15 protein-coding genes are annotated in these 20,843 nt (G+C 72.7%); 9 read left to right on the top strand and 6 right to left on the bottom strand.

Annotated elements, in window-relative coordinates; translation table 11 throughout:
• The first annotated feature begins 200 nt into the window (after positions 1-200).
• Both P8A18_RS15950 and P8A18_RS15945 read left to right on the top strand, forming a co-directional pair.
• Positions 201-425, top strand: a complete 225-nt coding sequence (locus P8A18_RS15950) for a DUF7848 domain-containing protein (protein WP_306055318.1) — start codon at positions 201-203, stop codon at positions 423-425.
• A 104-nt stretch (positions 426-529) separates the two neighbouring features.
• A complete protein-coding gene (locus P8A18_RS15945) occupies positions 530-2,347 on the top strand; it encodes an NHL domain-containing thioredoxin family protein (RefSeq protein ID WP_306055316.1) in 1,818 nt (605 codons plus the stop codon).
• Positions 2,348-2,484: 137 nt separating this feature from the next.
• Here the strand turns inward: P8A18_RS15945 and P8A18_RS15940 are convergent, their stop codons facing one another.
• The 4 genes from P8A18_RS15940 to P8A18_RS15925 all read right to left on the bottom strand — a co-directional run bounded on the left by P8A18_RS15940 (position 2,485) and on the right by P8A18_RS15925 (position 9,394).
• On the bottom strand, positions 2,485-5,496 hold the full coding sequence (locus tag P8A18_RS15940; RefSeq protein ID WP_306055314.1) for an AfsR/SARP family transcriptional regulator: 3,012 nt from the start codon (positions 5,494-5,496) through the stop codon (positions 2,485-2,487).
• 111 nt (positions 5,497-5,607) lie between these two features.
• A complete protein-coding gene (locus P8A18_RS15935) occupies positions 5,608-5,826 on the bottom strand; it encodes a DUF6458 family protein (protein WP_306055312.1) in 219 nt (72 codons plus the stop codon).
• Between the two features lie 143 nt (positions 5,827-5,969).
• On the bottom strand, positions 5,970-7,268 hold the full coding sequence (locus tag P8A18_RS15930; protein ID WP_306055310.1) for a M18 family aminopeptidase: 1,299 nt from the start codon (positions 7,266-7,268) through the stop codon (positions 5,970-5,972).
• 299 nt (positions 7,269-7,567) lie between these two features.
• A complete protein-coding gene (locus tag P8A18_RS15925) occupies positions 7,568-9,394 on the bottom strand; it encodes an acyl-CoA dehydrogenase (protein WP_306055309.1) in 1,827 nt (608 codons plus the stop codon).
• 148 nt (positions 9,395-9,542) lie between these two features.
• Here P8A18_RS15925 and P8A18_RS15920 point away from each other — a divergent pair, with 148 nt between their 5' ends.
• The 3 genes from P8A18_RS15920 to P8A18_RS15910 all read left to right on the top strand — a co-directional run bounded on the left by P8A18_RS15920 (position 9,543) and on the right by P8A18_RS15910 (position 12,250).
• A complete protein-coding gene (locus P8A18_RS15920; RefSeq protein ID WP_018522179.1) occupies positions 9,543-9,983 on the top strand; it encodes an SseB family protein in 441 nt (146 codons plus the stop codon).
• 155 nt (positions 9,984-10,138) lie between these two features.
• Positions 10,139-11,095 (top strand): pirin family protein, encoded by a 957-nt coding sequence (locus P8A18_RS15915; RefSeq protein WP_306055308.1) that lies wholly within the window; start codon positions 10,139-10,141, stop codon positions 11,093-11,095.
• A gap of 93 nt (positions 11,096-11,188) precedes the next feature.
• On the top strand, positions 11,189-12,250 hold the full coding sequence (locus P8A18_RS15910; RefSeq protein ID WP_306055307.1) for an AI-2E family transporter: 1,062 nt from the start codon (positions 11,189-11,191) through the stop codon (positions 12,248-12,250).
• A 15-nt stretch (positions 12,251-12,265) separates the two neighbouring features.
• Here P8A18_RS15910 and P8A18_RS15905 read toward each other — a convergent pair whose 3' ends face one another.
• Positions 12,266-14,383 carry an ATP-binding SpoIIE family protein phosphatase gene (locus P8A18_RS15905; protein WP_306055305.1) on the bottom strand — a complete coding sequence of 706 codons (2,118 nt, stop codon included), beginning with the start codon at positions 14,381-14,383 and terminating at the stop codon, positions 12,266-12,268.
• A 152-nt stretch (positions 14,384-14,535) separates the two neighbouring features.
• Between P8A18_RS15905 and aspS the strand changes: the two genes are divergently transcribed.
• The 4 genes from aspS (at position 14,536) to P8A18_RS15885 (ending at position 19,416) form a co-directional block, all read left to right on the top strand.
• Complete coding sequence (gene aspS / locus P8A18_RS15900; RefSeq protein ID WP_306055304.1) at positions 14,536-16,317, top strand: aspartate--tRNA ligase; 1,782 nt, start codon at positions 14,536-14,538, stop codon at positions 16,315-16,317.
• Between the two features lie 277 nt (positions 16,318-16,594).
• Positions 16,595-17,404, top strand: a complete 810-nt coding sequence (locus P8A18_RS15895) for a L,D-transpeptidase family protein (RefSeq protein WP_306055303.1) — start codon at positions 16,595-16,597, stop codon at positions 17,402-17,404.
• Positions 17,405-17,554: 150 nt separating this feature from the next.
• Entirely contained in the window at positions 17,555-18,208 is a 654-nt protein-coding gene (locus P8A18_RS15890; RefSeq protein WP_306060936.1) for a response regulator transcription factor, read from the top strand.
• Complete coding sequence (locus tag P8A18_RS15885) at positions 18,205-19,416, top strand: sensor histidine kinase (RefSeq protein WP_306055301.1); 1,212 nt, start codon at positions 18,205-18,207, stop codon at positions 19,414-19,416. The genes P8A18_RS15890 and P8A18_RS15885 overlap by 4 nt, the downstream gene beginning before the upstream one ends.
• On the opposite strand, the gene P8A18_RS15880 is transcribed toward P8A18_RS15885, so the two are convergent.
• Positions 19,350-20,831 carry a VWA domain-containing protein gene (locus tag P8A18_RS15880; RefSeq protein ID WP_306055299.1) on the bottom strand — a complete coding sequence of 494 codons (1,482 nt, stop codon included), beginning with the start codon at positions 20,829-20,831 and terminating at the stop codon, positions 19,350-19,352. The two genes, P8A18_RS15885 and P8A18_RS15880, sit on opposite strands and share 67 nt — an antisense overlap.
• Positions 20,832-20,843: the final 12 nt, after the last annotated feature.

Below are 20,843 nucleotides of genomic sequence, written 5' to 3'. Positions count from 1 at the left end.
GCAACACAGGCACCCACAACGCACCCGAGTGCTCCCGCTGAGTTGCCGCTCGGCCCGCTGCCCGACCCCGCCCCAGTGGAAGGCTGTGCCCTGTGCGCCAACCAGGCGCACCAGCGGGAAGGGGCGCGAGCCAATGGGGATGCGAGCAAGGCGACGGACCTGAATGTCCGGATGTGGCGCCACCTGAAGGCGGACCACTCGTGAGGGCCGTGTTGCGTGATGTGCCCCACGCGATCCGCCATGCACCCGAGGGCGGAATGACGTTCGAGGTGTTCTGTACGGCCTACGGGTGTGGCGCTGAGTCCGGCCGCCAGGATCAGCAGGAAGCCGCGCAGGATTGGGCGCTGCGGCACACCGGGCGGACGGGGCACGATCTGTTCCGGCGCGTCGTCACCGACCATGCCCGGGTGACTTCGGCCGGCTGAGCGACAGCAGACAATGCGGCTCAGCCGACCGGGACCGGCCCCGCTTGTGTGTCGCGACGTGGCGCATGGACGGGGCCTTCTGCGTGCCTGGCACCATTGAAAGCATGACGAAGCGACCTCGCGTACGTGCCCCTGAGCTGCAAGGACGGGCGTGGCTCAACACGGGCGGCAAGCACCTGACCCTGGCGGACCTACGAGGTCGCGCATTGGTGCTGGATTTCTGGACCTTCTGCTGTGTGAACTGTCTGCATGTCCTGGACGAGCTGCGCGAGCTGGAGGAGAAGCACCGCGACACCGTCGTGATCATCGGCGTGCACTCCCCGAAGTTCGTCCACGAGGCGGAGCACCAGGCCGTCGTGGACGCCGTCGAGCGGTACGGGGTCCACCACCCGGTGCTCGACGACCCGGAGCTGGCCACCTGGAAGCAGTACGCCGTACGCGCCTGGCCCACGCTCGTCGTCATCGACCCCGAGGGCTATGTCGTCGCCCAGCACGCCGGTGAGGGCCACGCCCACGCCATCGAGAAGCTGGTCGAGGAGCTGGAGGCGGAGCACGCGGCCAAGGGGACCCTGCGGCGCGGCGACGGGCCGTACGTGGCGCCGGAGCCGGTGGCCACGCATCTGCGATTCCCCGGCAAGGCGCTGCTGCTGCCGGACGGCGGCTTCCTGGTCTCCGACACCACCCGGCACCGGCTGGTCGAGCTGGACGCGGACGGCGAGAGCGTGCGCCGGCACTTCGGGACCGGTGAGCGCGGATTCACCGACGGCGGGCCCGACGAGGTCGCCTTCAGCGAGCCGCAGGGGCTCGCCACGCTGCCCGACGGGCGGATCGCCGTCGCCGACACGGTCAACCACGCCATCCGCGCGCTCGACCTGACGACCGGGACGACCACCACCCTCGCCGGCACCGGCCGCCAGTGGTGGCAGGGGGCGGCCACCAGTGGCGCGGCCCGCGAGGTCGACCTGTCCTCGCCGTGGGACGTCGCCTGGTTCGACGGCCGGCTCTGGATCGCCATGGCCGGTGTCCACCAGCTGTGGACGTACGACCCCGAGGACGGCACCGTACGGGTCGCGGCCGGGACCACCAACGAGGGCCTGGTCGACGGGCCGGGCGCGGAGGCGTGGTTCGCCCAGCCGTCCGGGCTCGCGGCCACCGACGAGCGGCTGTGGGTCGCCGACTCGGAGACCTCCGCGCTGCGCTACGTCGACCGGGAGGGCGCCGTTCACACCGCCGTCGGCACCGGACTCTTCGACTTCGGCCACCGCGACGGCGCCGCCGCGCAGGCCCTGCTCCAGCACCCGCTGGGCGTCACCGCGCTGCCCGACGGGTCCGTCGCCGTCTGCGACACCTACAACCACGCCCTGCGCCGCTACGACCCGGCGAGCGGTGAGGTCAGCACGCTGGCCACGGATCTGCGGGAACCCAGCGACGCCGTGCTGGTCGACGGAGACCTGGTGGTCGTGGAATCGGCACGGCACCGGCTGACCCGGCTGCGGCTGCCCGAAGAGGCGGTACGCGTCGCCGAGCAGGCCCACCGCACCCAGCGTGCGGCCACCGAGATCGCCCCCGGCGCCCTCCGGCTCGACATCGTCTTCCAGGCGCCCGCAGGTCAGAAGCTCGACACCCGCTACGGGCCCTCGACCCGGCTGCTGGTCTCCTCGACCCCGCCCGAACTGCTGGCCGGCGGCGAGGGCGCGGGCACCGACCTCTTCCGCGACCTGGTCCTCGCCGACGGCGTCACCGAGGGCGTCCTGCACGTCTCCGCGATGGCCGCGTCCTGCGACGACGACCCGGCGAACGAATACCCGGCCTGCCATGTCCACCAGCAGGACTGGGGCGTCCCCGTCCGCGTCGCGCCCGGCGGGGCCGCCCGGCTGCCGCTGGTGCTCGCCGGTATGGACGACGAGGCCGCGCAGGGCTGAGGCACCGGGCGTGGGCGGGGCAGCGGCGCTTCCCTCCCGCAGGGCTGAGGCACCGGGCGCGGGCGGGGCAGCGGGGCTTCCCGCGCGCAGGGCTGAGACACCGGACGCGGGCGGGGCAGCGGCGCTCCCCTCCCGCGTCAGTCGTCGTCGGCGAGGCGGCGGACCGCCTCCTCGCGGCGCCGCACGTAGTCCGGGGCCGCCGTCACCCGCAGCAGTGCCTCCAGGGCCCGCACCGCGCCCTCGTCGTAACCCGCCTGCTCCGCCTCGGCGGCCGCCCGGTCCAGGAGCCGTATCCCCTCGTCCTCCGCGCCGAGGGCGAGGCGGGCCTCGCCGCTGACCGTCAGCAGCAGCACCCGGCGCGCCGCCTCCTCGTGCTCGGGCCCCAGATCGAAGGCGGTGCGGGCGGAGTCCAGGGCGTCCTGCGGGCGCCCGGCCGCGAGCTGCATCCGGGCCAGGTGCTGGAGGGCGAGCATCTCCGTATGGGCGTCGGCCTCCTCGCGGGCCAGCTCCAGGGCCTGGGCGCAGCCCTCCATCGCCAGATCCAGGCCGCCCTGTTCGGCGTGCACGATGGCCAGGTTGATCAGCGCGGTCGCCTCGCCGAGCCGGTCCGCCGCCTGCCGGGCCAGGCCGGGCGACGGCTCCAGGAGGGCGACGGCCTCGCCGGTGCGGCCCTCCTCCGACAGGACCCAGCCCAGCAGATTGCGGACCCGGGACTCGGCGTACGGGTCCGCGAGCGCGACGGCTGCCGCGAGGGCCAGTTCCAGCATCGGGGCCCAGCCGTCCCGCACCCGCCACACCACGTGCGGCCATTGCAGCAGGATGATCCGCCACACACGGTCGTCGAGACCGGCGGCCCGTCCGGCCGCGGCGGCCAGGGTCAGGTCCTCGCGCTCCGCCGCCAGCCAGCTCATGGCCGCGGCCCGGTCCGTGAAGTCCCGTGTCGCGGCCGGTCGGCGGTAGCCGTCGGGCAGCACGAAGCAGGGCTCGCCGCCCGGCTCGGCCGTGTCGGCGGCGGCGAGCGCGGTCGCGATGTAGTGGTCGAGCACACCGAGGAGCGCGTCCGGGCCGGCCGCCGGGTCGAGCCCGCGTGCGTAAAGCCGTACCAGGTCGTGCAGCATCCAGCGCCCGGGGCCCGCCTCCGTGACCAGATGGGCGGCGGCGAGCCGTTCCAGCGCGGCCCCCGCGGTCACCGGGTCGCTGCCGGCGAGCGCGGCCGCGGTGTACGGGTCGAAGTGGTTGCCCGGGTGGTGGCCCAGCCGGGTGAAGTGGTGGACGGCGTCCGGCGGGAGCTGCTGCACGGTGAGCCGCAGCGCCGCCGAGACACCGGTGTCCTCCACGTCCAGGAAGGAGAGCCGGCTGTGCTCGGCGTCGAGTTCGCCGGCCATGGCGGCCAGCGTCCACTGCGGGCGGCCCGCCAGCCGGGCCGCCGTGACCCGCAGGGCGAGCGGCAGTCCGCCGCAGAGTTCGGCGAGCCGGCGGGCGGCCACCGGTTCGGCGAGGACCCGTTCCTCACCGAGGACCCCGGCCAGCAGCGCGGTGCCGTCCGGCGGTTCGAGTATGTCCACCGGGACCGGGACGGCGGCGTCCGACGCGATGAGCCCTTCGAGCCGGTTCCTGCTGGTGATCAGCGTGACGCAGTCCGCGCCGCCCGGCAGCAGCGGCCTGACCTGGGCGGAGTCGCGGGCGTTGTCGAGGACGACGAGAAGGCTCAGCCGGTCGGTCAGCGAACGGAACAGGGCCGCCGCGCCCGTCACCGACTCCGGCACCCGGCGGGGCGCGACGCCGAGCGCGAGCAGGAACTCGCGCAGCACTTCGAGCGGGGTCGGCTCGGAGGTGTCGCCGAACCCGCGCAGATCGGCGAAGAGCCGCCCGTCCGGGAAGGCCGCCGGGGACCGCCGCGCCCAGTGCACGGCCAGCGCCGTCTTGCCCACCCCGGCCGGACCCGTGACCAGACACATGGGGGCCTCACCGGCCGCCGCCCGGGAGAGCGCGGTCAGCTCGGCCGCGCGCCCGTGGAAGCCGCGCGGGGCGCGGGGCAGCAGATCGGCGGGTTGCGGATCGCCTCCGGCGTAGGGGGAGGGCACGGCGTGCGCCCGCGCCGGCGGGACCACCGGCGCGGCGGCGCCGAAGCGTGCCGGGGCGGCGAACGCCCGCGGCCCGCCGGAGGCGGCGGCCACCGCCCCGAGCGCATCGGGTGCGTCGGGCGCCGTGCCGGGCGGCTCCGAACCGCCGGGGCCGGGCGCACCGGCCGGCACCCGGGCCGGTGACGCGCCGGTCCCGGCCCGCCCGCCGACGCCCGCGTACGGGCCGGGCGCCTGGGCGCCGCCGCCGGGTCGGCCGGGGCGCCCGTGCGCGTCCGGGACGTGGGCCGGTCCCCCGAGGTCCCCCCGCGCCCCCGGCGGGACCTCCGGCTCGCCGCGCAGGATCTGCGCGTACGCGTCGGCCAGTTCGCGGCCCGGGTCGATGCCCAGTTCGTCGGCGAGCAGCCGGCGGGTGCGGTGGAACCAGTCCAGCGCCTCCGACTGGCGCCCCGAGCGGTACAGCGCCGTCATCAGACCCGCCGCCAGGGACTCCCGCATCGGGTGGGCGACGGCCTCGGTGCGCAGCACGGCCGCCGCCCGGTGGTGTTCGCCCAGGAGGCCGTAGGCGCGCGCCAGGTGCTCGACCGTGGAGAGCCGGGACTCCTCCAGCGCGTGCGCGGCCGCCTGGAGCGGGGCGCTCGCGTAGGTGCCGGTGAGGGCGGGCCCCTGCCACAGCGACAGGGCCTCCTTCAGCATCAGCACCGTGTCGGCGGGGCTGCGCTGCTCCCGGGCCAGCATGAGCAGTTCCTCGAAGCGCTGGGAGTCCAGCAGCGTTTCCGGTGCCCGCAGCACGTACGCGTCCCCGAGCGTCGCCAGCTCGACCCCGTACGCCTGCGCGTCCGCGCCCATCAGCAGGGCGCGCAGCCGGGAGACATGGCCCTGGATGACCGTGCGGGCGTGCAGCGGTGGGGCGTCGTCCCACAGGCAGTCCGTCAGGCGTGCCATGGAGACCGGGGTGTTGGCGTGCAGCAGGAGCGCCGCGAGCAGGCTGCGGCGTTTGGCGGGGCCGAGGGGCAGCGGCCCGGTCAGCGTGTCGACGCAGACGGTGCCGAGCAGCCGGAACTCCACGAGCGGCTCCCCTTCCGGGTCTGACGCGCCCGGTGCCGGGTCACGGACAAGCGCCCAGAATATCGGGGATCCGGTGGGAGTGTCTCCGGGGTGCGGCCGGATCGTGCCCGGTCACAGGTGCCGTTCGTCGTCCGATACGACGGTGGTGGCCGGCGGTACGAGCATGCGGCGGCGCCGTATGACGCTCGCGTAGACGAAGACGCCGATGATGCCGACGATCATCATGATCCAGCCGACCAGGTCGACGTTGACACTGTCCAGTTCCCAGTCGGTCGCGAAAGCGAGGATCGCTCCCGCGCCGATGAGGATGATGCATCCTCCGAGTCCCATGAGTTCCGCCTCCTCGACGGCCCGGAGGCTCCGGGCCGTGTACGGAGCGCGTACCCGGCCCGGCAACGAGCATGCGCGGGCGGGAGGTTGGGCGAAGGCGCCCCCGGAGGCGTCAGCCCTCCCCGGAGGCACCCCACGAGGCGTCAGCCGGCCAGGAAGGCCACCAGAGCGTTCGCCAGCAGATACGGGTCGTCCGCGCCGCACAGCTCGCGCGCGCTGTGCATGGACAGGATGGCGACGCCGATGTCGACGGTCCGGATGCCGTGCCGGGCCGCGGTGATCGGGCCGATCGTCGTGCCGCAGGGCATCGCGTTGTTGGAGACGAACGTCTGCCACGGCACGCCCGCCTTGTCGCAGGCGGCCGCGAACACGGAACGGCCACTGCCGTCGGTCGCGTACCGCATGTTGACGTTGACCTTGAGGATGGGTCCGCCGTTGACGACCGGGTGGTGCGTGGGGTCGTGGCGCTCGGCGTAGTTGGGGTGGACCGCGTGGCCGGTGTCGGAGGAGAGGCAGACCGTGCCGGCGAAGGCGCGGGCGCGGTCCTCGTAACCGCCGCCGCGGGCGAAGACCGAGCGCTCCAGGACCGTGCCGAGCAGCGGTCCGTCCGCGCCGGTGTCGGACTGCGAGCCGTTCTCCTCGTGGTCGAAGGCGGCCATGACCGGGATGTACGGCAGCTCGGCGTCGGGCTGCCCGGCGACGGCGGCGAGCGCGGCGGTCGCCGCGTGCACCGAGAGCAGGTTGTCCATGCGCGGACCGGCCACGAGTTCGCGGTCGCGGCCCAGGTAGGACGGCGGTTCGACCGGGTGCGGCATCAGGTCCCAGCCGGTGATGTCCTCGGCGTCGACGCCCGCCTCGTCGGCGACGAACCGGATGAGGTCGCCCTCCTCGACGTCCCCGAGCCCCCAGATGGGCTGCATGTGCTTCTGCCGGTCCAGCTTCAGCCCGTCGGTGTTGGCCGACCGGTCCAGGTGCACGGCGAGCTGCGGGACGCGCAGCAGCGGGCGGTCGATCGAGACCAGCCGGTCGCTGCCATCGCGCAGCGAGATCCGGCCGGCGAGGCCGAGGTCGCGATCCAGCCAGGTGTTGAGCAGGGTGCCGCCGTAGACCTCCACGGCGATCTGCCGCCAGCCGTACGCGCCGGAGTCCGGCAGCGGCTTCACGCGGAGGTTGGGGGAGTCGGTGTGTGCGCCGACGATCCGGAACGGGGTGTGCGCCCCGGCGCCCTCCGGCACGTACCAGGCGACGATCGCGCCCCCGCGCAGGACGTACTTGCCGCCCGCGGTCCCGTCCCAGGCCGCGGTCTCCTCCACCTGCCGGAACCCGGCCTTCTCCAGCCGCGCCGCGGCGGCTGCCACGGCGTGGTACGGGGAGGGGGCGGCCATCAGGAAGGCCATCAGATCGTCGGTGTGGCCGCGGTCGAAGCGGGGGGAGGAACTCATGTTCTTCACTGTAGCCAGGCTTGGCCGAAAGGATTCACCGTCGCCCCCGGGCTCCTGCGGCCATTGTCCGGTGAGCCCGGAATTCCGGGGTCGACGGTGTCTGTCAGGACATGGACGCGGTCGGTTTCGCGCCACTCACAGCCGGTCGATGGCCGTCAGGCCGATGCCGATGCCGTACGGGCCGGAGAGCTCGGGCCGGTCGTGGGCGTAGGACCACACCACGGGCCGGCCGTACGACAGCGCCGCCCCCCGGAAGCGTGTCCGGGTGGCGGCGCCGTTGACGAGGGGGCTGCGGCGTCCTAGAACGCGGCCTCGTCCAGGTCCATCAGGGAGTTGTCGACGGACTCGGCGAGGGCGCGCTCGGCGCCGACGCCCGGGAGGATGTTCGCGGAGAAGAACTTCGCGGCGGCGATCTTGCCCTGGTAGAAGGCGACGTCCTTCGCGGAGGCCGTCGGCAGCTTCTCGGCGGCCACGGCCGCGCCCTTGAGCAGCAGGTAGCCGACGACGACATCGCCGGAGGCCAGCAGCAGGCGGGTGGTGTTCAGGCCCACCTTGTAGATGTTCTTGACGTCCTCGCCGGTGGCGGTGAGGTCGGTGATCATCGTGCCGACGATCGCCTCCAGGTCCACCGCGGCCTTCGCGAGGCTGTCCAGCGCACCGGCCAGCTCCTCGTTGCCCTGGGCGCCCGCGAGGAACTTCTTGATCTCCTCGGAGAGCGTGTTGAGCGAGGCGCCCTGGTCGCGGACGATCTTCCGGAAGAAGAAGTCCTGGCCCTGGATGGCCGTCGTGCCCTCGTACAGCGTGTCGATCTTGGCGTCACGGATGTACTGCTCGATCGGGTACTCCTGGAGGTACCCGGAGCCGCCGAACGTCTGGAGCGACTGCGCCAGCTGCTCGTAGGACTTCTCGGAGCCGTAGCCCTTCACGATCGGGAGCAGCAGGTCGTTCAGGCCGTGCAGGGCCTTCGCGTCCTCGCCCGCGGCCTCCTTCTCCTGGATCGCGTCCTGGACGGAGGCGGTGTAGAGGACGAGGGCGCGCATGCCCTCGGCGTACGCCTTCTGCGTCATGAGCGAGCGGCGCACGTCGGGGTGGTGCGTGATGGTGACCTTGGGCGCCGTCTTGTTCATGAACTCCGACAGGTCGGTGCCCTGGACGCGCTCCTTGGCGTACTCCAGCGCGTTGAGGTAGCCGGTGGAGAGCGTGGCGATGGCCTTCGTGCCGACCATCATGCGGGCGAACTCGATGATGCGGAACATCTGGCGGATGCCGTCGTGCTTGTCGCCGATGAGCCAGCCCTTGGCGGGGTGGCGGTCGCCGAACGTCATCTCGCAGGTGTTGGACGCCTTGAGGCCCATCTTGTGCTCGACGTTCGTCGCGTACACGCCGTTGCGCTCGCCCAGCTCGCCGGTGGTCCAGTCGAAGTGGTACTTCGGGACCAGGAAGAGGGAGAGGCCCTTCGTGCCGGGTCCCGCGCCCTCGGGGCGGGCCAGCACGTAGTGGAGGATGTTCTCGGACATGTCGTGCTCGCCCGAGGTGATGAAGCGCTTCACGCCCTCGATGTGCCAGGAGCCGTCCTCCTGCTCGACGGCCTTCGTGCGGCCCGCGCCGACGTCGGAGCCGGCGTCCGGCTCGGTCAGCACCATCGTCGAGCCCCACTGCTTCTCGACGGCGATCTCGGCGACCTTCTTCTGCGCCTCGTTGCCCTCCTCGAAGAGGATGCCGGCGAACGCCGGACCCGAGGAGTACATCCAGACGGCCGGGTTGGCGCCGAGCAGCAGCTCCGCGTAGCCCCAGATCAGGGAGCGGGGCGAGGTGGTGCCGCCGATCTCCTCGGGCAGGCCCAGGCGCCAGTACTCGGAGTCCATGAAGGCCTGGTACGACTTCTTGAACGTGTCGGGGACCGGTGCGGTGTTGGTCTCCGGGTCGAAGACCGGCGGGTTGCGGTCGGCGTCGGCGTAGGAGTCGGCGAGCTCGTTCTCCGCGAGGCGGGCGACCTCGTCGAGGATGCTCTTCGCCGTCTCGACGTCCATCTCCGCGAACGGTCCGGTGCCGTACAGCTTGTCGCGCCCGAGCACCTCGAAGAGGTTGAACTCGATGTCGCGGAGATTCGACTTGTAGTGCCCCATGGGAAGGCTCCGTAATCAATAGCAGTGGCGCGCAGCGCCCCGTGGAGGGGTGGCCCGGACGTATCAGCTGACCTCTACGATGATGCTACCCGTCAGTAATAAGGCGCAACCCCCCGAGTCGCAGATGTGGCCGATTACTCTTTGCACCATGTACGGCTACGACCAGAACCAGGGCGCGCAGCAGCCGATGGGGGGCGGCTACGGCGAGCAGCCGCTGTACCCCGAACCCTCGCCGCCCTCGCTGGGCGACGCGGTACGGGCGTTCACGACCGGCTCGCTGGCCGCCGAGGACTTCCAGCAGATCTTCGCGACGTCGAAGGTCTACTGCCCGCGCGGCGACAATCCCGGCTTCCTCGCGCTCCACAACACCCAGCAGCCCGTGATCCCGATGTTCACCACGCTCAAGGAGCTGCGGCTGTACGCGGGCAAGGAGTCCAAGTACTTCGTGATCACCGGCGCCGAGGTGATCGACCTGCTGCCCACCGGCTACGGCTTCGTCCTGGACATGGAGGGCGAGCACCGCATGGTCTTCGACGCCAAGGCCGTCGAGCAGATGGTCGACTTCGCGATGCGCCGTATGTACGGCTGACCGGCCCGGCCGAGGTCTTCCGGAAGGGGCCCGTACCGCTCTCGGTACGGGCCCCTTCCGGCTGCCGGGACACGGTGCGGGAATGGCCGGAGCCTTGCAGGATGTTCACCATTCAACTAAATTGGTTCCAGAACAGTCCCCCGGAGGTGGCTCCCATGCCCGCAGTGACCGTCGAGAATCCGCTGACCCTGCCCAAGGTGGCCGCTTCCGGTGACGCCGCGGCCCGTCCCGTGCTCGCCGTGACCACGGCGCCGAGCGGGTTCGAGGGCGAGGGCTTCCCGGTCCGCCGCGCCTTCGCGGGGATCAACTACAAGCACCTCGACCCGTTCATCATGATGGACCAGATGGGTGAGGTGGAGTACGCGGCGGGCGAGCCCAAGGGCACCCCCTGGCACCCGCACCGCGGCTTCGAGACCGTGACGTACCTGATCGACGGCTCCTTCATCCACCAGGACTCCAACGGCGGCGGCGGCACCATCGGCAACGGCGACACCCAGTGGATGACCGCCGGCTCCGGGCTGCTGCACATCGAGGCACCGCCGGAGTCGCTCGTCATGTCGGGCGGCCTCTTCCACGGCCTCCAGCTCTGGGTGAACCTGCCCAAGGCCGACAAGATGATGGCCCCGCGCTACCAGGACATCCGCGGCGGCCAGGTCCAGCTGCTCGCCTCCCCGGACGGCGGCGCGCTGCTCCGGGTCATCGCCGGTGAGCTCGACGGCCACGAGGGCCCCGGCATCACCCACACCCCGATCACGATGATCCACGCCACCGTGCGCCCCGGCGCCGAGGTGACGCTCCCCTGGCGCGAGGACTTCAACGGCCTCGCGTACGTCCTCGCCGGGCGCGGCACCGCCGGGGCCGAGCGCCGGCCCGTCCACCTGGGCCAGACCGCCGTCTTCGGCGCAGGTTCCTCGCTGACCGTGCGCGCGGACGAGAAGCAGGACGGGAACACCCCCGACCTGGAGGTCGTCCTGCTCGGCGGGCGCCCCATCCGGGAGCCGATGGCGCACTACGGGCCGTTCGTGATGAACAGCCAGGCCGAACTGAAGCAGGCCTTCGAGGACTTCCAGGCCGGCCGCCTCGGCACCGTGCCCGCCGTCCACGGCATGTGACCGCCTCCCGCCCCGCCGCCGTCGCGCGACACCCCGTCGCTCGTACGGCGGCACGGGCGGGACAGCGCTCCCCGGGCGTGATCGGCTGAGAGGGTGCAGACCCCGAAGCCCCTCCTGCCCGACGGCGCCCGGCGGACGGCCGCCTGGTGCGGCGTCCTCCTGCTGGTCGCCGGTGTCGCCGCCGTCGCCGTCTGGGTGTGCATCGCCCTCAAGACCGCGGTCACACCCGTACTGCTCGCGCTGCTCGGTACGGCGCTGCTCGGCCCGGTCCACCGCCGGATGACCACCCACGGCGTGAACCGCTCGCTGGCCGCCTTCGTCACCTGCGCGCTGCTCGTCGCCGTCGTCGGCGGCGCGGGCTACATCGTCGTCTCCGCGCTCGTGGAGACCGGTGACCAGATCGTCCGGTCGCTGAAGGACGCCGGGCAGTGGGTCGTCGACCACTTCGACGTCGCGGACGGCACCAACGTGGACGACCTGGAGGCGAACGCCCGCCAGCTGGTCTCGAAGTTCGGCGCGAGCGCCGCGGGCGGGCTCCTCACCGGCATCAGCCTGATCGGCTCCCTCATCGCCACCAGCGTCCTCGCCCTGCTTCTGACCTTCTTCTTCCTCCGCGACTCCGACCGGGCGGCACGTCTCGCCCACGCCGTCGCCCCGCGCGGCACCGGGGCCATGGTCGAGGCGATGGGCCGGCGCGCCTTCGAAGCCGTCGAGGGCTTCATGCGCGGAACGACACTCATCGCCCTGATCGACGCCGTCTGCATCACGGTCGGGCTGCTGATCCTGCGGGTGCCCGGCGCGGTGGGGCTCGGCGCGCTGGTGCTCGTCGGCGCCTACATCCCGTACCTCGGCGCTTTCATCTCCGGAACGGTCGCGGTCCTGGTGGCGCTCGCGGACCGGGGGTTCGTCATCGCGCTGTGGGCGCTCGGTGTCGTCCTCGCCGTGCAGGTGCTGGAGGGCCACATCCTTCAGCCGATGATCCAGAGCCGTACGGTCCAGATGCACCCCGCGATGATCCTCATCGCGCTGACGGCGGGCGCGAGCGTGGCGGGCATCCTCGGCATGCTGCTCGCCGTGCCGCTGTGCGCGGCGGCCTTCGGCATCCTGGGGGAGCTGCGCAAGGGCGGCGGCCACCCGGACGCCCCCGAAAGCTAGGCCCTGGCCGGCGGGTCAGAGATCGGGCAGGGCGTCCAGGTCCGGCAGGGCGGGCTCCTCCGCCTCGTCCAGCTCGAACCAGATCGACTTGCCCGCCCCGCGCGGGTCGACCCCCCACCGGTGGGCGAGCATCTCCATCAGCACCAGGCCCCGGCCGCTGGAGGCCATCTCCCCCGGGCTCCGCTTGTGCGGCAGCTCGTCGCTGCCGTCGGACATGTCCACGCGCAGACACCGCTCCCCCGGCACCCCGCCGGCCTGCGCGACCATCAGCGCGTCGCCGTCCGTGTGCACCAGGACATTCGTGGCCATCTCGGAGAGCAGCAGCACGGCCGCGTCGACCTGGTCCGGGTCCGCCCAGTCGTGCAGCAGCTCCCGCAGTTGCTGCCGGGCCACCGAGATCCGCTCCGGCTCGGCCTGGGCGATGGTCAGCGCGGTCCGCCGGGGCGCGGGCGGGTGCGTGACGGGCCCCTCGCGGCGCAGCAGCAGCACCGCGACGTCGTCCTCGCGCCGGTCGGGGAGCGGCCCGGTCGTGTAGTGCGAGCCGGGGCCGTGCACGGCCTGCACCAGCGCGTCCGCGAGCTTCTCCAGGTCGTCGGTGTGCCGCTCCAGGATGGGCCGCAGCCGCACCCAGCCGGTGACGAGGTCATGGCCGCCGGTCTCGATCAGCCCGTCCGTGCAGAGCATGATCGTCTGCCCGGCCTCCAGGACGACCTGCGTCGTCGGGTAGTCCGTGTCCGCCTCGATGCCGAGCGGCAGCCCGCCCTCGGTCTGCCGGATGACGGCGGTCCCGTCGGCCGTCATCACCACGGGGTCGGGGTGGCCGGCCCGTGCGATGTCCAGGACGCCGGTCTCCGGGTCGGCCTCCGCGTACAGGCAGGTCGCGAAGCGCGCAGCCGTGGCCTCGTCGCCCTCGTGGGGGTCGGTGAGCCCGCAGAGGAAACGGGAGGCGCGGGAGAGCACCGCGTCGGGGCGGTGCCCCTCGGAGGCGTACGCGCGCAGGGCGATCCGCAGCTGGCCCATGATCCCCGCCGCCCGTACGTCGTGCCCCTGGACGTCGCCGATGACGAGGGCGATGCGGCCGTTGGGGAGCGGGATCAGGTCGTACCAGTCGCCGCCGACCTGGAGACCGCCCCCGGTCGGGACGTAGCGCGCGGCCACGGTCATCCCCGGGATGCCGGGGCCCAGCGAGGGCATCATCGAGCGCTGGAGACCGAGTGACAGCTCCCGCTCGGTGTCGGCGACGCCGGCCCGGTCCAGCGCCTGGGCGAGCATCCGGGCCACGGTCGTCAGCACGGACCGCTCGTCCGGCGAGAAGGACACCGGGTGCCGGAAGCCCGCCATCCAGGTGCCCATCGTGCGCCCGGACACGATGAGCGGCAGGAACGCCCAGGAGCGGCGCCCGAACCGCCGGACCAGCGGCCAGGTGGCGGGGTAGCGGCTGCGGTAGTCGTCCGGGGTGGGCAGATAGATGGCCCGGCCGGTCCGGATGACCTCGGTGGCCGGGTAGTCCGTCTCCAGCGGCATGTCGGTGAACGGGCCCTCGTCGCCCAGGGTGTGCCCGTGCTGCCCGACGATGGTCAGCCGCTCGCCCTCGACGCCGAAGACCGCGAGACCGTCCGGCGAGAACCCGGGCATGGAGAGCGAGTAGGCGACCCGCAGCACCTCCGTGGTCGAGCCCGCCTCGGCCAGCGCCCGGCCGGCGTCCAGCAGGAACGCCTCGCGGGAGCGCCGCCAGTCACCGGTGATCGCGGCCTGCGCCCCGGCGGTGCCCGGTGGGGGCTCGACGGTCTCCTGGAGGGTGCCGATGAGCGCGTAGTCCCTGCCGTCGTCGCCGCCGGGGACCGGCTTGGACCGGCTGCGTACGGTGCGCAGGACCCGGCCGTCCCCGTCCACGATCCGCAGCCGGGCCTCGGCGAGGGTGCCCTCGGCGACGGCGAGGGAGATCACGCCCATGATCTCGTTCCAGTCGACGGGGTGGAAGCGGGCGCGAACCTCGGACTCGCGGAAGACACCGGGCTCGGCGGGCAGCTCCAGCAGGCGGGCGGCCTCCGCGTCCAGCGTGACCGTCCCGGCTTCGTTGTCCCAGCGCCACAGCCCGGTCGCGGTCGCGGCCAGCACATCCTCGGTGCGCATTGCCCCACTTTAAACCTGCATGTACGCGGAGGGCAGCGGTGCGGGAGTGCGGACGATCTTGGTACGGGCAAAGGCAATGAAACGCCCCGGTCGCGGGCGGTAGCCTGGGGAGGCTGATTCCTCCCCCAACCGCGAAGACTGGATGAACGACGATGCATCGGTACAGGTCCCACACCTGCGGCGAGCTCCGCGCCTCTGACGTCGGCACCGACGTCCGGCTGAGCGGCTGGCTGCACAATCGCCGAGACCTGGGCGGCATCCTCTTCATCGATCTGCGCGACCACTACGGTCTGGTGCAGCTCGTCGCCCGCCCCGGCACCCCCGGCAACGACGCCCTGGCGAAGCTCACCAAGGAGACCGTCGTACGGATCGACGGCAAGGTCTCCGCACGCGGCGCCGACAACGTGAACCCGGACCTGCCGACCGGTGAGATCGAGATCGAGGTCTCCGAGGTCGAGGTGCTGGGCGAGGCCGGCCCGCTGCCCTTCACGATCAACGCCGAGGACGGGGTCAACGAGGAGCGGCGCCTGGAGTACCGCTTCCTGGACCTGCGCCGCGAGCGCATGCACCGCAACATCATGCTGCGCTCCGCCGTGATCGCCGCGATCCGGTCCAAGATGGTGGCCCTCGGCTTCAACGAGATGGCGACGCCGATCCTCACCGCGACCTCCCCCGAGGGCGCCCGTGACTTCGTCGTCCCGTCCCGGCTGAACCCCGGCAAGTTCTACGCGCTGCCGCAGGCCCCGCAGCAGTTCAAGCAGCTGCTGATGATCTCCGGCTTCGACCGCTACTTCCAGATCGCGCCGTGCTTCCGCGACGAGGACGCCCGCGCCGACCGCTCGCCGGGCGAGTTCTACCAGCTCGACGTCGAGATGTCCTTCGTGGAGCAGGAAGACGTCTTCCAGCCGATCGAGAAGCTGATGACCGAGCTCTTCGAGGAGTTCGGCAACGGCCGCCACGTCACCTCGCCGTTCCCGCGCATCCCGTTCCGCGAGTCGATGCTGAAGTACGGCAACGACAAGCCGGACCTGCGCGCCAAGCTGGAGCTGGTCGACATCACCGACGTCTTCGCGGACTCGGGGTTCAAGGCCTTCGCCGGCAAGCACGTCCGCGCCCTTCCGGTGCCGGACACCGCGGGCCAGTCCCGCAAGTTCTTCGACGGCCTCGGCGAGTACGCCGTGGAGCACGGCGCCAAGGGCCTGGCCTGGGTCCGCGTCGGCGAGGACGGCACACTGGCCGGCCCGATCGCCAAATTCCTCACCGAGACCGACGTCAAGACGCTCACCGAGCGGCTCTCCCTCGTCCCGGGCCACGCCGTCTTCTTCGGCGCCGGCGAGTTCGACGAGGTCTCCAAGATCATGTCCGCCGTCCGCGTCGAGGCCGCCAAGCGGGCCGGTCACTTCGAGGAGGGCGTCTTCCGGTTCTGCTGGGTCGTCGACTTCCCGATGTACGAGAAGGACGAGGAGACCGGCAAGATCGACTTCTCGCACAACCCCTTCTCGATGCCCCAGGGCGGCCTGAAGGACCTGGAGGAGAAGGACCCGCTGGACATCCTCGCCTGGCAGTACGACATCGTCTGCAACGGCATCGAGCTGTCCTCCGGAGCCATCCGGAACCACGAGCCCGAGCTGATGATCAAGGCCTTCGAGATCGCCGGCTACGACCGCGAGACCGTGGAGCACGAGTTCGCGGGCATGCTCAAGGCATTCCGCCTCGGCGCCCCGCCGCACGGCGGCATCGCCCCGGGCGTCGACCGCATCGTGATGCTGCTGGCCGACGAGCCGAACATCCGCGAGACGATCGCCTTCCCGCTCAACGGCAACGCCCAGGACCTGATGATGGGCGCGCCGACCGTGCTGGACGAGACCCGGCTGCGCGAGCTGAACATCCAGCTCCGCAAGCCGGCCGCGCCGGCGAAGGACGCGCAGAAGTAGCCGTCCCACCCGCGCGCCCCGCACCGGGGTTTCACGTGAAACAGCCCTCGGCCCTCACCGGCCGGGGGCTGTTTCACGGTTGGGGCCTGTCCGGCGGATCCTCGTGGGCCCGCGAAGATCCGCCGGACAGGCCCCCGGGGCGCGTCCGGTTCCATACAAGTACACGAATCACCTGAACGGCTACGGCCGGATGGGCTCCGCGGCGGATTGGGCGGCTGCGCGGGCGGCAATGACTGGCTGGGCCGACACCGGCGTGCCGACCGCTGAGGAGCCCTCCGTGCCCGCGTCCCCTTCGCACGCACCCCTGCGCCTGCCCCACGTCGCCTGCGCCCTCGTCCTTCTCGTGCTGCTCGCCGGATGCGGGGCGGGTGGCATCGCCGGTACGGACCTGGGCGGTGCCACGGAGCGCGCGCACGTCGACGGCGTACCGGGGCCGCCCGGGGCGGCGGCGTCCCCGTCTCCGTCCGCGCCGGAGCCGTCGCCGGTGCCGGCGGAGATCCCGGGGCTCGGTCCGCAGACCCGGGCGGCGATCCCGGCCGGGGCGCGGCAGGCATTCGTCGTCACCGGGGAGTCACCCGACTCCCACACATCGACCGCCGTCCTCTACACCCGGGACGGCCCCACCGGCCCCGGCTGGCGGGCCGCGCTGCCGCCCTGGCCCGCGCACAACGCGCTCAACGGCTGGACCGACGAGCACCAGGAGGGCGATCTGCGCTCACCCGTCGGCGTCTTCACCCTGACCGCGGCCGGCGGCCGTCTCGCGCCCCCGGACACCGCCTTCCCGTACGACCTGAGCCCCGACTTCGCCGTGACCGGCGAAGGGTTCCAGGGGGAGCCGCTGGAGGGCTCCTTCGACTACGTCGTCGCCATCGACTACAACCGGGTCCCCGGCACCTCCCCGCTCGATCACACCCGCCCCCTCGGCGAGGAACGCGGCGGCGGCATCTGGATCCACGTCGACCACGGCGGGCCCACGCAGGGCTGCGTCTCGGTCACCGAGGACCGGATGAAGCAGCTCCTCGGCGTCCTCGACCCGGCCCTCCAACCCGTCATCGTGATGGGGGACGCCCGGTCGCTGCGCCGCTGAGCCGCCCGCGGCGCGGTCCCCGTCGCGGGACGGAGAGCTTTGCGAAACGTGTCCTGCCGTATCGGAGAGCTTTGCGAAACCTCCCTTCCCGTATTAAGGACGCATCCTGGGAGGGAGTGGACACGCATGCACGAGGCGAGGGACATCACGATGCGGGTACTGGTCGCCGAGGACGAGGAAATCCTTGCGGAACTGGTCGCCACCGGGCTGCGGCGGGCCGGATTCGCCGTCGACACGGTGTACAGCGGTGATGCCGCCCAGGCCTACCTTGGGCTGCACGACTACGACGTGGTCGTGCTGGACCGCGACCTGCCCCGGGTGCACGGCGACGACGTGGCGCGCGGACTCGTCGCCTCGGGCTCCCGCACCAGGATCCTGATGCTGACGGCCGCCGGGACCATGGAGGACCGGGTCGCCGGGCTCGACCTGGGCGCCGACGATTACCTCGGCAAGCCCTTCGAGTTCCCGGAGCTCGTTTCGCGGGTGCGTGCCCTGCGGCGGCGCAGCGCCCGCCCCGTACCGCCGCAGCTGGAGCGGTACGGCATCCGGCTCGACTCCGTACGCCGGTCCGCGACCCGGGACGGGCGGGACCTGGACCTGTCGCCGAAGGAGTTCACCGTGCTCCAGCTGCTGCTGGAGGCGGACGGCGGCACGGTCAGCGCCGAGGAACTGCTGGAGCGGGCCTGGGACGCCAACGCCGACCCCTTCACGGGCGCCGTCCGCGTCTGCATGAGCAAGCTGCGCGGCAAGCTCGGTGAGCCGGCCCTGATCCGCACCGTGCAGGGCGTGGGGTACGCCCTGTGAAGCGTCCGGCGCTGCTGCCGCACTCCACGATCAGAACCCGCATCGCCCTCGTCTACGGCGGGGTCTTCCTCGTCCTCGGCACGGCCCTGCTCGCCACGGTCAACCTGGCCTCCCGCGCCGGTACGGACTCGCAGGCCCGCGCCATCGCCGAGACGGCCGCCGTGGTCCAGCCCGGCTACGCGGTCAACGGGCCGCTCGTCAGCCGCCACCGTCTCGGCCCGCCGACCGTCTACGACCTCACCGACCACGTCAGCGACGCGGCCGGCCATCAGCTGCTCATCTGGTCGACGGCCGCGCTGCTCGTGATGACCGCGTGCGCGGTGGGCGTCGGCTGGTGGACCGCGGGGCGGGTCCTGCGGCCCGTCCACGCCATGACGGCCAAGGCGCGCCGGCTCTCCGCGCACACGCTCCACGAGCGGATCGCCTCCAGCGGTCCCGATGACGAGCTCAAGGAGCTGGGCGACACGCTCGACGCGCTGCTCGCCCGGCTGGAGAAGGCCTTCGACAGCCAGCGGCGGTTCATCGCCAACGCCTCGCACGAGCTGCGGACCCCGCTGGCCACCCAGCGTGCCGCGATCCAGGTCGGTCTCGACGACCCGACCCCCGACGACCTCGTACGGACCCGGCAGACGCTGCTGGACAACAACCGCCGCAGCGAACGGCTCATCGAGGGACTGCTCGTGCTGGCGCGCAGCGAGCGCGGTCTCGGGGTGAGCGAGCGGGAGCCGGTGGACCTGGCCCGGGTGGTCACCGAGGAGGCTTCCCGGCATCCGGGCGTACGGCTCGACGCACGGCCCTGTCCGGTGCGCGGCAACCGGCTGCTGCTGGCTCAGCTGGTGGCGAACCTGCTGGCCAACGCGGTGACGTACAACGTCCCCGACGGAAGCGTGGAGGTGGCGGTGCTGCCGGCCGGGTCCGGGGTGCTGCTGGAGGTCCGCAACACCGGCCCGGTGGTGGAAGCGGCGGACATCCCCGGCCTGTTCGAGCCGTTCCGCCGGGGCGAGGGCAGGGACCGGATGGGGCCGGGCTCGGGGCTCGGCCTGTCGATCGTGCGGTCCATCGCGATGGCCCACGACGGTACGGTCACGGCGGTGCCGGGCCCGGAGGGCGGGCTCGCCGTGACCGTACGTCTGCCGGCGGCTCAGGAGCCGGCGGCCGTCTCGCGCCCGGCGACCCACGCGGGGAGCGCGGCGAGCAGCTCGCGGTAGAACGTGGTGTCCGCGACCTCGCGGGGGGCGGGGCCCGCGTGGAAGAAGCCGGCGTTCGGGGCGTCCAGCTTCCGCAGGAAGTCGAAGCCCTTCGCGTCCTTCTCGCCGAACGCGACGAACTGGAAGAACAGCGGCAGCCGGGCCGCCGCGTCCAGCGCCTGACGGGCGGCCTGGCGGACGTCAGGCGGCCCGTCCGTCTGGAAGACCACCAGCGCCGGTCCGCTCGCCCCGGACTCCTCGTAGTGCGCGACGACCTCCTCGACCGCGCGGTGGTAGTTCGTCCGGCCGAGCCGGCCGAGGCCCGCGTTCAGCTCGTCGATGCGGCCCTCGTGGCCGTCCAGCTCCACCGTGCCGGTGCCGTCGATCTCGGTCGAGAAGAACACGACGCGCACGGTGGCGCTCTCGTCCAGGTGCGCGGCGAGAGCGAGCGTGCGGTCGCCCAGGTGCTGGGCGCTGCCGTCCTTGTAGAACGGCCGCATCGAGCCGGAGCGGTCCAGGACCAGGTAGACGGTGGCGCGCAGCCCGGTCAGCCCGTGCGCCTTCAGTCCGGCCTGCGCCGCCTTGTACGCCCCGACAAGCTCGGGCGCCCGCGCCTTGACCTTGGCGAGCGGGAGGGCGGGCTTGCCGGCGGGGGCCGCGGGGGCGGCCTTGAGGGGCTCCGGTTCCGGCTCCGGGTCCATGTCGATGGTGATCGGTGCGGGGCCGGCCTCGGCGACGGGCTCGGTCTCCGGGGCCGGGGCCTCAGCCGCGGCGGCCGGCTCGGGCTCGGCGACGGGCTGCAGGGCCACGACGGGCTCGGGCTCGGCGACCGGCTCGGGCTCGGGCGTCGCGGTGGCCGCGACCGGCTCGGGCTCCGGGGTCTCGGTCGCGGTGACGGGCGCCGGCTCGGCGACCGGCTCGGGTGCGGCGACGGGTGCGGCCGGCTCAGGGGCCTGGACCTCGGCCTCCGGCTCGGCGACGGGGGCGGCCGGCTCAGGGGCCTCGGCCTCGGCCTCCGGCTTGGCTTCTGCCTCGGCCTCCGGCTCCGGCTTGGCTTCTGCCTCGGCCTCCGGCTTGGTCTCGGTCTCCGCCGGCTCGGTGCGGGGGCCGGTGTTCTGGGACGGGACCGTGGGCGTCGCCGGCTTGTCGAAGGCCGCCGCCACCAGGTCGGCCGCCGCCCGGTCGCCGTCGTCCGCCGTGGACGAGGACGTGGACCGGGGCGTGTCCGAGGACGTGGGGGCCGGCACCGAGATCTTGACGGGCGGGGCGGGTTCGGACGCCGACTCGTCCTCCGCGACCGGCCCGTCCACCGCCACCGACTCCGACTCCGCGGCCCGCGAGCGGTCGCCCTGGGGCGGGACCGTGGCCGTCGTCGGCTCGTCCTGTTCCGTGCGGTCACGGCCGAACACCTTGCGCAGCAAGCTCCGAATGCCCATGGGCGAGGCCTT

The sequence above is a fragment of the Streptomyces sp. Mut1 genome (assembly GCF_030719295.1).
GTDB classification, from domain to species: Bacteria; Actinomycetota; Actinomycetes; order Streptomycetales; family Streptomycetaceae; genus Streptomyces; species Streptomyces castrisilvae.
The sequence above is the reverse complement of the archived record's forward strand: the minus strand, read 5'-3'. Positions and strand labels throughout refer to the sequence as shown.